The following is a 12282-nucleotide window of genomic DNA, read 5'->3' as shown; positions in this document are numbered from 1 at the left end:
CGTCACCCTCGAACCCGCCGCCTGAACCACAACCGGCTCCCCTGCGCTCCACCGGCATCTTGCCGCACGCCCGACCCGGTCCATTTTCGGATTAGATAGAACGGGTTGTCGTCGAGCGTGTGCAGGTCCATGGGCACGGCGCCGAAGAAGAACGCCGGCATCGGCTGCGGTGGCCCGGACTCCCCGGCCAACGGCTGGTACAGACCGCGGCGATCGAGCATCCGGACCACCTGGCCGACCAGGCCGTTGGCCCGGTTCATTGTGGTGAGTTCGGGCAATCGCTCCAGCACCACCGGCCGGACACCGGCCAGGCGCAGCTCGCAGGCGAGCATCAGCCCGTTCGGCCCGGCACCCGCAATCACCACATCGGAAACCATCACGACACTCCTCGAACAGTAAGACGCGGGTCTCCCGGGTTGAGGAATTCCGTATGAGACCTGCGCTGATACACGCCGTTCCCGGCCTCGTCTCAGGCCGAGCGGCTGGATCCGGGCTCCGTGCCGATCAGTTCAGTCGGTGCAGCAGCGACTCGGCCGACGTGACGGCCAGTGTCAGTTCGACGTGGGCCGTGGTGTCGCGGTTGACGCGCCACCGGCCGCAGGCGCAGTGGCCGTATGCGACCACGCCTTGGCTGGTCCGGTGCCGGGACCTCGTCGTCCAGTGGTGGGCGTGGGCCAAGGTATTCATCGGTTCAGGAACCATGAATGCGTTCCATCCTGACCATCGGGGGCGATCCACTCGCGGTCGGCCATGGCCGGTGCGGTCGTCGCTGCGATCGTCAGGGCGACGAGTGCGGCGATCGCCGCCAGGATGCGGGCGATTCTCATCTGTCCTCCCAGGCTGGTAATCGTCAGAAGGTCGGAGCGACCTTCGGTCCTGATCCACCCTTCGCCGAGGCACGCGCCGGTCCCAGGTCGCCGACCGGACATCTGCCGGACACTTCCGGAATTCGTCCGGCAGAAGCACACCGCGCTGGCGCCAGGTGTAGCCAATGGGTCCCTCGCGCTGCCTAAACTTCGACGGGGAGGCAGGAGTGACCGAACCTGGACCGTCGACCTTCGGTGAGCTACTGCGCGGATGGCGGGAGCGCGCGCTCCTCACCCAGGAGGAGCTCGGCGAGCGAGCCGGCGTCGATGCACGGACCTTGCGGCGGTGGGAGACCGGAGAGTCGTTCCGGCCGCGCAACAGCTCCCTTCGACAGGTCATGGAGATCCTCGGGCTGACCGACGACGAGTCGATCGAGCTGGCGGCGGCCGCACGCGGAGCCACTCTGCCCACCTCGACGACGTCCACGATCCCCCATCCGCCGCACCAACTGCCGCCCGCGCCGTCGCATTTCGTCGGCCGGCACGAGGAGCTGGCCGCCCTGCACGCGCGCGTCGCGGAGGGCCGGGCCGTCATCGCCGTCGAGGGTATGGCGGGGGTCGGCAAAACGGCCTTCGCCGTCGAGGCGGGCCGGTTGCTCGCGCCGAACTTCCCCGACGGCCAGATCTTCATCGACCTGCACGGATTCAGCGACAGTACTCGCCCGCTCGAACCGGACGAGGCGCTGGCCCGAACGATGCGCGCGCTGGGCGTGCCGGGTGACCAGCTCCCGGTCGAGGTCGAGGAGTGCGCGGGCCTGTTCCGCAGCCTGGTCGCCGACCGACGGCTGCTCTTCGTCTATGACAATGTGGCCGGCGCCGGCCAGGTCGCGCCGCTGCTGCCGGCCACCCCGACCTGTCAGGTCCTCACCACCAGCCGCCACACGCTCGCGAGCCTCGACCGCGGCGCGACCATCCGGCTCGGCACGCTGCCGCGGTCGGCGGCCATCGACCTGTTCACCCGTGCCTCGGAAGTCACCGGATCGCCAAGGACCGGCGTCGATCAGCTGACCGAGGTGGTCGAGCTCTGCGGCCGTCTTCCGCTTGCGCTGCGGATCGCCGCGGCTCGGCTGCGGTCCCGGCCCTCATGGCAGCTGGCCGACCTGGTACTGCGGTTGCGGGAGCAGCGCGCCGTCGTACTTGACCGCCTCGATGCCGAAACCCTCGGAGTGTCCGCCGCCCTCGACCTGTCGTACGCCGCGCTGGACGAGCCGACCCGACGGGCTTACCGGCTGGCCGGCGTGATCCCCGGCCCGGATGTCGATTTCGGCGCGGCCTCGGCGCTGTTCGGCACCGGTGGCGACGACGCCCGCTCCGCGCTGGAGACCCTGCAGGACCTGCACCTCCTCGCCGAGGGACCGGCCGGGCGGTACAGCATGCACGACCTCACCCGGACCCACGCGGCCTGGCACGCCCAGTCCACTGAGACCGTGCGGGACCGGTCGGCGGCGCTGATCAGGCTGTTCGACCATTACTGCGCGTGGGCGAGTGCTGCCATGGATCTGGCGCATCCGTACACCCGCAGCCGGCGGCCGGATCCGCCGTACGTGGTGGACCCGACGAGCTGGACCGCGGACGAGGCGAATGGATGGCTCGACACGGAGCTGCCGAACCTGCTGGCCAGCGCCCAGGCGGCCAGCGAACTCGAGCTGCATCGGTATGTCGTCGACCTGGCCGGCGTGGTGCACCGGCGGCTGATCATGCGCAACCGGCTCCGCGAGGCCGAGGTCCTGCACCGGATCGCGCTGCAGGCCGCAGACAAGCTGGGTGACCGGGCCGCCGTGGCCCGGGCACACGGGGACCTCGGCCGGGTGCTGCGACGCCAGAACGAGTACCCGGCCGCCGCCGACCATTTCGCCCGAGCGCTGTCTCTCGCCGCGGCGGAAGGACTGACGCTGGTGGAGGTGGAGGCGCACTTCGGGCTCGCCGCAACGGTGCAGTACGGCGGCAGCTCCGTGGATCCCGACGAGCACCTCACCCGTGCACTGCGGCTGGCGGAGGACGCCGACGACGAATTGGGGCAACTCGAGTCGCATTCCACGATCGCTCACGCCCGGTTGAGCGAGGGCGCCTACCGGACGGCGGTGAGCCATTTCGACGAGGCCCTGGCCCTGGCCCGACGAATCGGCTACCGGGCACGGGAGGTCGACGCGCTGATCGGCCGTGGCCGGGCCGATGCCGAACTCGGGCGAACGGCCGCCGCCGTGGACGGGTTCCGTCGTGCTGTGGAACTGTCGCGCCAAGAGGGTCTACCCATCGGCGAGCTCGCCGGCATGCACAACCTGGGCAACGCAGTCCGCCGCAGCGGCGACCCGTCATCCGCCCTGGACTCCTACCGCGAGGTGCTCGAGGTAGCGCTCCGCACCGGGAACCGGAACTGGCAGTACGAGGCGCACCAGGGATTGGGACGCGCCTATGTCGACCTCGGTGACGGCAGGTCCGCACTAGAGCAGCACCGGCAGGCCCATCTCCTGGCCGAGCGGAGTTGGCTGCGCCCCGATCTCGCGCGGGCCGAGGACGGCCTCGGCGCGGCGTACGCCGTCCTCGGTGACGTAGCCCGGGCGAGGCAGCATTGGCAGAGCGCCCTCGCCCTCCTCGCCGAGATCGGCGTCGATCACACCGACGATCCGGAGGCCAGCCGGGAGGCGATCACACAGAAGCTCAGAGACGTACCGGCCAGTTGATGATCAGCTGCCGGCCTGCGTATCTTCTCCGGATCGAAGCGCCCGCCAACCCGTGGACGCCCACCCCAAATAGCAACACCCGAACCACAAGGATGCGGGTTCGGGTGTGCCGATCTCTTGGACGCGAGGTTGCATCCAAGCGCGGATCAGTCGGTGACCCAATCCATGTGTTCGAGCCACTGGTCGAGCAGTGCCCGATCCCCGTGCAGTTCCAAGCCAGGAGCCGCATCCAGCGGGCGGCGCCTGCTGAGCACGAGCAGTAGCTCGGCGGCTGGGCCGCGGACCGCGACATCCGCCTTGGTGTGCGTGCGTTCCAGGACGACCCTGTCCGGTTCCCGGCGTGCCAGCCACTCCCCGGGCGCGTCGGTTGCATGGAAGTGCAGGGTCTGGCCGCCGCCGCGCATCGCATCGGCGAAGTCCGGCCTGTTCTCCCAGTAGCCGCGGGACGTCATCGTGTCCAGCCAGTCCTCGATGGCCGCAACGGCAGGCTCCGGCGCCAGCTCGTACCGCATTCCGAGCGCCGCAGCCGCGTCCGCGCGATGCACGGAAGCCTCGCCGAACAGCCGACGTGACCAGAACGGCACGCCTGCGGAGCCGCCGGACGGATCCCACACCGGCGTGTCATCGGCGACCGACTCGAACGCCTGCTTCGCCTCGGCCGCGCCGTCGGTCAGCCAAGCGCGCCACTGGGCCGAATCGGTCGGGGCCGGGACGTATCTGGCGTACGCGCTGCTCGGCTCGCTCATCCGCTCGCCCACGAGCATTGTCACCATGCGCTGTGTCGCGCCGACATGGTCGACAAGATCGGCCAGCGTCCACTTCGGACATGTCGGCACCGGGGCAGACGCATCCTTGCCGTGCACCCAATCGGCGAACGTGATCGTCTGTTCGACAACAGAGTTCAAATGCGCGGATGTGTCCATCGCTGCACCTCCAAGTGCTCCGTCGTTATCTGCTGAAAATGCGTCATGCAGCGTCCGTCACACTGCCCGTCACCACTTTCAACGCGCTTTCACGGACGATGACTTTTCCCATGTCGGTGAGGCTAGGAGCCGGGCAGGAAGGTCCGCATCTGTCAAACGACTGGTGCCGATCCGCCGGGTACGGGAGCTCGGAGCGCGGGCTCAGGAAGAGCCCGACGGCGATCTCCCGGTTGCTCATGCCCAGGGCGGCGACGCACCACCTGCGCCGGAGGGACAAGCAGCAAAGGAATCACGCTCAACGCCTCGTCTCGTACCTGGTCAGGACCACGCCGCCGGCAAACGTCCGCGTCTCCACCAGGTTCAGGTTCACCCAGCTGTCCAGCGCGGTGAAGAACGGTTTGCCGCCGCCCACCAGCACCGGATGGGTGACGATCTCGTACTCGTCGACCAGCCCGGCCCGCATGGCCGCCCCAGCGAGCGTGGCGCCAGCGACCCTCATCGGCTCGCCGTCGTCGGCCTTGAGTCGGGTGATCTCCGCTACAGCGTCTCCGGTGACCAGGCGGGTGTTCCAGTCGACCTTGTCGATCGTCGAGGAGAACACCACCTTCGGTGTGTCCCGCCAGTTCCGCGCGAACTCGATCTGCGCCGGGGTGGCGTCGGGCTGCTGGTCGCCGGTCGGCCAGTGGGAACTCATCTCCTCCCACAGCTTGCGCCCGTACATCAACAGCCCGATCGCCAACTCCTGGTCGAGCCACCACTGAAACAGCTCGTCGCTCGGCGCGCTCCAGCCGAGGTCGTCGCCGGGCGCGGCGATGTAGCCGTCCAGGGTCAGGTTCATGCCGTAGATCAGTTTCCGCATGGCGCCATGCCTTTCTGTCAGTCCGGCGGCCTTCCTCCGGCCGCCTGTCACCCCTACTACGAACGCCTCACTCCGGATCCGACAGGTCATTGGCAAAAATTCTCACGAGGCTTCTCCGTCGGCGCCTATACGGCAGTGGCACTTGCTGGGGCCCGCGCCGATGAGCTCCTTGGACTCCGGGTATGGGCCCGTCTCGGGAGTCTAGATCGGCTCGGCGCAGGAAACTGATCAATGCGGGATCTGAGTTCGGCGGTAGTCATTCGTGCTCGGTGCGCGCACCGTCGCCCACTCGGCCGACCAGGGCAACCCGCCTAGGTACTGCGACTGCGTGGGCAGTTGGCCGAGGCCGGGCTGGACGCGGGTGCGGACACCATCGAGTGGCACCTGCTGCACCGGCACCAGGTCAGGGTGTCGCGGGCGACGATCCACCGGATCCTGACCCGGGCCGGCGCCGTCGTTCCTGACCCCGGGAAGCGGCCGATGTCGTCGTACCATCCATGCCGCCGGACCGCTCCCTATTGCTCCACGACGCGCGGTGAGCCGACACTCGCACCATGACGCAGGAAGCTCGGAATCATTGGCGCAGCCCGGCAACTTTCCCATGAGCACGGACGAGGTGGCGATCGGGCTCATCTCGGCTCCGGGTACGGCCACCGAGATCGCGTCGACCCTCGCCGAAGACCTGCAAGGCGAGCTGAGTGTGCATCTGCCCGCCGCCCAGTGGCGGGTGCCAACGGTGGTCGACGCGCTCGTGCATCCACCTGCCGACGACGCCGCCCTTGTCGCCGCGGCAAGGGACCGGCTCTTGAAGGAAGACTGGGATCTGGTCGTCTGTCTCACCGATCTGCCGCTGAAGGCTCACCGGCGACCGGTGGTGGCTCACGCGAGCCCACTTCACGGCGTCGGTGTCGTGTGCCTGCCGGCACTCGGCGCCATCGGACTGCGTCGACGCACCCGTGACACAGTCGTCGGCCTCGTGCGCACCTTGCTCGGGGACACAGACGACCACGCCCTGTCGGGCCCGGTTGCCGGTCTCGGACGCCGCGCCCGCGAGCTCGGAAGGAGCCAGCAGCCGGAGGGAGACGGCAGCGTCATGTTCACCGCGAGGGTTCTCAGCGGGAACCTGCGACTGCTGTTCGGAATGATCCGGGCCAACCAGCCGTGGAAGCTTGCAATCGGACTGTCGAGAGCGCTGACCGCCGCTCTCGCAACGGGAGTGTTTGCCCTCGTCACCCCCGACATCTGGCAGCTGGGCGACGCGCTCGGCTGGATCAGACTCTCGGCGATCGGGGTGGGGTCTGTCGCAGCGATCACCGTCGCGCTGATCGCCGGAGCTGGTCTGTGGGAACACGCGTCATATCCGGTCGGTCGCAAGCAGGTAACCCTCTTCAACCTGGCCACCACGGCAACGGTGGTGCTGGGCGTGCTCTCCCTCTATGCCGCACTCCTCCTGCTCGCAGTGCTGATCTCACCAGTTGTGGTGCCTTCACAGCTGCTCGAGGAGGGCATCGGGCATGCGGTTCGAGTTGGCGACTACATGAAGCTGGCGTGGCTCACCAGCTCCCTCGCAACGGTGGGCGGAGCTCTCGGGGCGGGTCTGGAGAACGACGAAGCGGTTCGGGCCGCCGCTTACACGTACCGGCAGGATTGGGGTAAGGGCCTGCGGGAGGGATAAGCAGCACTTGTCACTACCGCGTCCGCACCGACCGCGTCGACCACACCGGCGTGGTCACCCTGCGCGTGAACGGCCGGCTCCACCACATCGGCATCGGGCGAACCAACGTCCTCCTCCTCGTCCACGACCTGCACATCCGCGTCGTCGACGCCGCCACACCGGCGAACTCCTTGCGAACTCACCCTCGACCCCAGCCGCGACTACCAACCCACCGGGAGACCACCCGGACCCACCCGCAAGCACCCCAAATAACAAACACCCGAACCCACGAATCGTGGGTTCGGCTGTCGCCGATGTCTTGAGACATCACAGGGCGGAGGGTGTGGGATTCGAACCCACGATGACGGTCACCCGCCATACCGGTTTTCAAGACCAGCGCACTCGGCCACTATGCGAACCCTCCAGGCGACGTGGTCGCCGATCGTTGAGGATAGCGCGGCGGTCTGCGGTGGGCGAACGGGAGTGCGGGGACGGGTGGTGAACTGTAGGGTCTGCGGAGAGGCGGACAGACCGCCCAGTAGGCGGACGGAGGTGAGCGCAATGTCTCGGTCGTTCGAGGACATGGCACACACCGTCCGGTCACCGCGCTGAATCAGCACCGCCTGATCAGCAGCTGACCGGACCACCCGCCGGCGTCGGAGCGGCGCCGGTTGTCAGGTTGTTCCGTCATGCCCTCTGGAGATTCGTATGCGATCCCTCCGTACGTCCCTGCTGCCGCCCGAACTCGGCTCCGACTTCGGCAAGATCTGGCCGGCCGCGATCATCTCGAACCTCGGCGACGGCGCGATGCTTGCCGCCGGCCCCTTGCTCGTCGCCTCGATCACCCGCGAGCCGGCCGCGGTCGGTGCGGCCGCGTTCGTCCAGCAGCTGCCATGGCTGCTGTTCGCCTTGTTCAGCGGGGCTCTCGTCGACCGGTTTGATCGCCGCTTGATGATCGTTGCCGCTGACATCTTTCGTGCGACCGTCCTCGGCGCACTCGGAATCGCCGTACTGCTGGACACCTCGCCACTGTGGGCGATCTACGCCGCGCTGTTCCTGCTCGGTACGGCGGAGACGCTGGCCGACAACGCATCCGGTGCGCTGCTGGTGAGCGCCGTACCCAAAGATCAACTGGGCAAGGCGAATGCGCGGTTGTTCGCCAGTGGCACGGTGTTGCAGCAGCTCGGCGGTCCGCCACTCGGCGCGTTGATGTTCGCCGTCGGCGCCGGTGTCCCGCTGGTGTTCGACGCTGTCACCTTCGCGGCCGCGGCCGCCCTCATCGCGCGGGTCGCCGTCCGTCCGGCGCCTCCGGACTCGGACCGTACGGCGCTTTGGAGCGAAGTACGCGAGGGGGTTCGCTGGTTGTGGGCGCACGCGGGTGTGCGGACGCTGGCCTGCTCGATCCTCGTCATGAACATCACCTTCTGTGCAGCCTTCGCGACCTGGGTGCTGTTCGCCCGGGAGCGGCTCGGGCTGAGTGAAACGCAGTTCGGCCTGCTGGTGTCGGTCGGCGCGATCGGTGGGTTGTTCGGCATGCCGGTGTACCACGTGCTGGAACCACGTGTCGGCTCACTGACCCTGCTGCGGGCCGGACTGGTGATCGAGACGACGGTGCACCTGATCCTCGCGCTGACCCGGAGTCCGTGGGTCGCCGGCGCGACGATGGTCGTGTTCGGCGTCCACGCGGTGGTGTGGGGCATTGTGTCGACAACTGCCCGGCAGCTCGCCACACCAGAGCCGCTGATGGGGCGGGTGAACAGCGTGTACCTGCTCGCCTCGGTGGGCGGTGCGGCGATCGGTGCTGGGCTGGGAGGTGTACTGGCGCAGCGCTACGGACTGGCGGCCCCGTTCGCCATTGCCTTCTTCGCAATGGTGCTGATGACAGCAGTGGCGTGGCGGCCGCTACGGCACGTGTCGGTACGACCGGTGGTCACCGCGGACTGAGCAGCGGACTGGGCAGCGGACTGAAAAGAACTAGAGGCTCTCGGCCGGAGCTTGCTAATGTCTTTGGCCGAGAGCCCCAACTGTAGTCAGGGGAACGCCCCCTGGTGGAGTGGTCTCGTAGCAGCGCTGCGAGTGGGCCGAGTCGATGCGATCGGAGCACTCTGTCATGCCTACAGCCACGTCCCTCGGCCTCCCGAACATCCGCGGCCGCCTTCCGCTGCTCGCCGGCCTGGCGATCGACTCGTTCGGCGGGGGCTGTGCCGGACCGCTGCTCCTGCTCTACTTCGTGCGGGTCGCGGAGATTCCCCTCGGTACGGCGGGAACGCTGCTGACCGTGGCGACGCTGTTCTCCATCGCCGCACCAGCCGGAGTGGGTGTGGTGATCGACCGGGTCGGGCCGCGCACCCTGGTGGTGGGTTCCCAGTTCGCCCAGGGGCTGGCGTTCACCGGGTTCTTCTTCGGCCGGTCGCTGTGGCTGCTGTTCCTGTGTGCGCTGCTGACGACGTTCGGTCAGCGGGTGTTCTGGTCGTCGATCTTCAGTCTGCTGTCGGACGTGGCCGACGAGGGCGACCGCGACAGGTGGTTCGGTCTGGGCGGCATGATGCAGGCCGGCGGCTTCGGCCTCGGTGCACTGGCTGCTGGTGTGGTGCTGGCTGCAGGTGGTGACGCTCCGTTCCTGATCGCGATGGCTCTCAACGCGGTGACCTTCTTCCTGGCCGGCGTGCTCTTGCTGCGGCTGCATCCCTCTCACCACAAGCGTGAGGTGCAGGACACGGGCCCGGCACCGCTGCTGCGGAAGGACAAGCCGTTCCTGGTCCTGATCGGTGCCAACACCATGCTGGCGCTCTGCACGATGCTGATCGGCGTCGGGCTCCCCGTGTACGTCGCTGACGCGCTCCCCGCACCTGCGTGGTTGGTCGGCGTCTTGCTGGCCGGGGTGTCCGTCGTGCTGGCGACTGGGCAGACGCTGGTAGTGCGGCACACCGAGCGCCGACGTCGTACCAATGTGATGATCGTCGCCGGCATCACGTGGGCCGTGTGGGGAGTGCTGATGGCGTCGCTGCTGCACATCCCGACCGCACTAGTGGTGCCTGGGCTCATCCTGGCGACGATGGTCTTTGCGTTTGCCGACGTACTGCACGCGGCGACCTCTAACGCACTCGCTGCTGCGGTCGCACCGGTGGTGGGGCACGGGAAGTACTTGTCCTACTGGCAGTACTCCTTCACCTTCGCGGCTGTGTTGGCGCCGGCGTTCTTCGCGCAGCTCTTCGAGGTCCGCCACGAGTTCCCCTGGCTGGCGCTGTCGGCCTTAGCCATCCTGGCTGCCGCCATCATCTTCGCGCTCGACCGCACCCTCCCGCACTCCACCACCCAGCGCCGCTGACCTCCGCTGGTCTGGCCCGTGGCGCAGCTCTGTGTATTCTATTGAATGAACGTTTAGTCAATCTGGGGAGTTGCGATGACGCGGGAATCGACCACGGTGGCCATCGCCGGCGGAGGGCCGGCCGGGCTGATGCTCGGCACGCTGCTGGCCCGGCAGGGCGTCGACGTGATCGTGCTGGAGAAGCACGCCGACTTCCTGCGCGACTTCCGCGGCGACACGGTGCACCCGTCGACGATCGAGGTGATGCACGAGCTGGGTTGGGCGATCGAGTTCCTCGAGCTGCCCCATCGGAAGATGGAGCGGGTCACGATGGGCACACCGGACGGGCTGTTGACCATCGCCGACTTCCGCCGGCTTCGGGTGCGTTCGCCGTACGTCGCCTTCATGCCGCAGTGGGACTTCCTCGACTTCCTGGTCCGGAAGGCCTCGGCGTACGACGGTTTCCGGCTCATCCGGCGGGCCGAGGTGACCGATCTCGTCTCGGAGGGTGGCCGCGTGGTCGGCGTACGGGCGGAGACGGCTGATGGACCGTTGGAAGTTCGTGCCGAGCTGGTCGTTTCGGCCGAGGGGCGGAACTCGACGCTCCGCGAGGTTGCCGGGCTCACGCCAGCCGCGGTGGCGCCGGGGATCGACGTGTTCTGGTTCCGCGTCTCGCGTCGCACCGACGAGACAGCACCGTTCTTCCAGAGTGGGCCGGGCGGGTCGCTGGTCGCCGTCGACCGTGGGACGTACTGGCAGTTGGCCTACGCGTTCCCGAAGGGGGAGGCAGAGGCGATCGAGGCGCGCGGGATCCAGGCGTTCCGCGATCAGGTCGCCGTACTGCTGCCGATGCTGGCTGATCGGCTGGACGAGATCACCACATTCGGCGAGGACATCCATCTGCTCAGCGTGCGGATCGACCGGCTGACACAGTGGTACCAGCCGGGCCTGCTGTTCATCGGCGATGCGGCGCACGCGATGTCGCCGGCCGGCGGGGTGGGCATCAATCTGGCGATCCAGGACGCCGTGGCGGCGGCGAACCTGATCGGACCGGCGGCGAGGAACGGCGGGATCGGCGTCGACGTACTGCAGAAGGTCCAGCGGCGGCGGACGTTCCCGGCCACGGTGACGCAGCGGTTCCAGGCCTCGGTGATCAAGGGGTTGTATGCGGAGGACGTGCCGTTCTTCTTGCGGGTACTGCGTTCTGTTCCGGTGCTGACCCGGCTCACGGGCAGGTTCATCGGGCTGGGTGTGCGGCCGGAACATGTCGCGCCCCTGCCAGAATGACGCGGATGGAACCAGTGGCCGAGAGCAACCGCCGTCGTCAGGCCGAGCGTCGGCGCGAGCAGTTGCTCGACGCCGCGCTCGAGCTGTTCGCGGAGCGCGGCGTCGACGGTACGTCGGTCAAGGCCTTGGCGCAGGCCGCAGGTGTCACGCCGGGGTTGCTGTATCACTATTTCGAGAGCAAGGAAGCGCTGGTCGTCGCACTGCTCAGTGAGCGCGGATTCCTGCCACAGCTGCGAGCCCTGGTGAGTGAGGGAGCCGACGAACGACCAGCCCGAGAAGTCCTCACCGACCTGCTCGAAGGATTCGATCGCACGCTGGCCGAGAACGCCCAGCTCATGTCCCTGTTCTTCGACGCCGGCCGGGCCCGGCCCAAACTGAACGGCTTCGCCACCGAGGGCCAACAAGTCATCAGCGACTTCCTCAGGGCCCGGATAGCCACCGGCGAGCTACGCCCCCACGACACCGCGGTCGCCGCCCGGGTCCTGGTCTCCACCATCGCCCTGGCCCGGCTCACCAACACCCCCACCAACCCGAAGTCCCTGATCGACCTCCTCTTCCCCACCCCCTGATCTCTGTCGGCAGCCCCAGCAATTGACGGGTCAGGATGTCTTGTCGCAGGACATAGGTGACGGTTCTGCATCAGGACATCGGTGACAGTTTCGGGGGTCTTGGTGGTGACACTTCGGTGAGTCGGCCCTCTACGTC

General features: G+C 68.0%; 12 protein-coding genes and 1 tRNA gene. 6 read left to right on the top strand and 7 right to left on the bottom strand.

Going from position 1 to position 12282, the window contains the following annotated elements:
- Window positions 1-2: 2 nt before the first annotated feature.
- From EV652_RS25675 to EV652_RS44145, 3 genes are all read right to left on the bottom strand, one after another.
- Window positions 3-377: an FAD-dependent oxidoreductase gene (locus EV652_RS25675; RefSeq protein WP_132211744.1), complete on the bottom strand. Its 375-nt coding sequence runs from the start codon at window positions 375-377 to the stop codon at window positions 3-5.
- 127 nt (window positions 378-504) lie between these two features.
- The gene (locus tag EV652_RS25670; RefSeq protein ID WP_132211743.1) at window positions 505-687 is read right to left on the bottom strand and encodes a hypothetical protein; all 183 of its coding nucleotides are present in this window, start codon (window positions 685-687) and stop codon (window positions 505-507) included.
- Window positions 684-827 (bottom strand): hypothetical protein, encoded by a 144-nt coding sequence (locus EV652_RS44145; protein ID WP_158441243.1) that lies wholly within the window; start codon window positions 825-827, stop codon window positions 684-686. The genes EV652_RS25670 and EV652_RS44145 overlap by 4 nt, the downstream gene beginning before the upstream one ends.
- 206 nt (window positions 828-1033) lie before the next feature.
- Between EV652_RS44145 and EV652_RS25665 the strand changes: the two genes are divergently transcribed.
- Complete coding sequence (locus EV652_RS25665) at window positions 1034-3547, top strand: ATP-binding protein (protein ID WP_158441242.1); 2514 nt, start codon at window positions 1034-1036, stop codon at window positions 3545-3547.
- 146 nt (window positions 3548-3693) lie between these two features.
- Here the strand turns inward: EV652_RS25665 and EV652_RS25660 are convergent, their stop codons facing one another.
- The 3 genes from EV652_RS25660 to EV652_RS44140 form a co-directional block, all read right to left on the bottom strand.
- Window positions 3694-4470: a maleylpyruvate isomerase family mycothiol-dependent enzyme gene (locus EV652_RS25660; RefSeq protein ID WP_132211741.1), complete on the bottom strand. Its 777-nt coding sequence runs from the start codon at window positions 4468-4470 to the stop codon at window positions 3694-3696.
- A gap of 295 nt (window positions 4471-4765) precedes the next feature.
- Window positions 4766-5329 (bottom strand): dihydrofolate reductase family protein, encoded by a 564-nt coding sequence (locus EV652_RS25655; RefSeq protein WP_132211740.1) that lies wholly within the window; start codon window positions 5327-5329, stop codon window positions 4766-4768.
- Window positions 5330-5557: 228 nt separating this feature from the next.
- Window positions 5558-5728 carry a hypothetical protein gene (locus EV652_RS44140; protein ID WP_158441241.1) on the bottom strand — a complete coding sequence of 57 codons (171 nt, stop codon included), beginning with the start codon at window positions 5726-5728 and terminating at the stop codon, window positions 5558-5560.
- Window positions 5729-5930: 202 nt separating this feature from the next.
- Between EV652_RS44140 and EV652_RS25645 the strand changes: the two genes are divergently transcribed.
- Window positions 5931-7004 (top strand): hypothetical protein, encoded by a 1074-nt coding sequence (locus tag EV652_RS25645; protein ID WP_132211739.1) that lies wholly within the window; start codon window positions 5931-5933, stop codon window positions 7002-7004.
- A 314-nt stretch (window positions 7005-7318) separates the two neighbouring features.
- Here EV652_RS25645 and EV652_RS25640 read toward each other — a convergent pair.
- Window positions 7319-7407 (bottom strand) — tRNA-Ser (locus EV652_RS25640).
- 284 nt (window positions 7408-7691) lie between these two features.
- Here EV652_RS25640 and EV652_RS25635 point away from each other — a divergent pair.
- The 4 genes from EV652_RS25635 to EV652_RS25620 all read left to right on the top strand — a co-directional run bounded on the left by EV652_RS25635 (window position 7692) and on the right by EV652_RS25620 (window position 12146).
- Window positions 7692-8927, top strand: a complete 1236-nt coding sequence (locus EV652_RS25635) for an MFS transporter (RefSeq protein WP_132211738.1) — start codon at window positions 7692-7694, stop codon at window positions 8925-8927.
- A gap of 166 nt (window positions 8928-9093) precedes the next feature.
- Entirely contained in the window at window positions 9094-10311 is a 1218-nt protein-coding gene (locus tag EV652_RS25630; protein WP_132211737.1) for an MFS transporter, read from the top strand.
- A 75-nt stretch (window positions 10312-10386) separates the two neighbouring features.
- The gene (locus EV652_RS25625; RefSeq protein WP_132211736.1) at window positions 10387-11577 is read left to right on the top strand and encodes an FAD-dependent oxidoreductase; all 1191 of its coding nucleotides are present in this window, start codon (window positions 10387-10389) and stop codon (window positions 11575-11577) included.
- 5 nt (window positions 11578-11582) lie between these two features.
- Entirely contained in the window at window positions 11583-12146 is a 564-nt protein-coding gene (locus EV652_RS25620; protein ID WP_158441240.1) for a TetR/AcrR family transcriptional regulator, read from the top strand.
- Window positions 12147-12282 lie beyond the last annotated feature (136 nt).

This window comes from Kribbella steppae, from assembly GCF_004342025.1.
Taxonomy (GTDB): domain Bacteria; phylum Actinomycetota; class Actinomycetes; order Propionibacteriales; family Kribbellaceae; genus Kribbella; species Kribbella steppae.
This window is presented reverse-complemented; position numbering and strand designations above follow the sequence as displayed.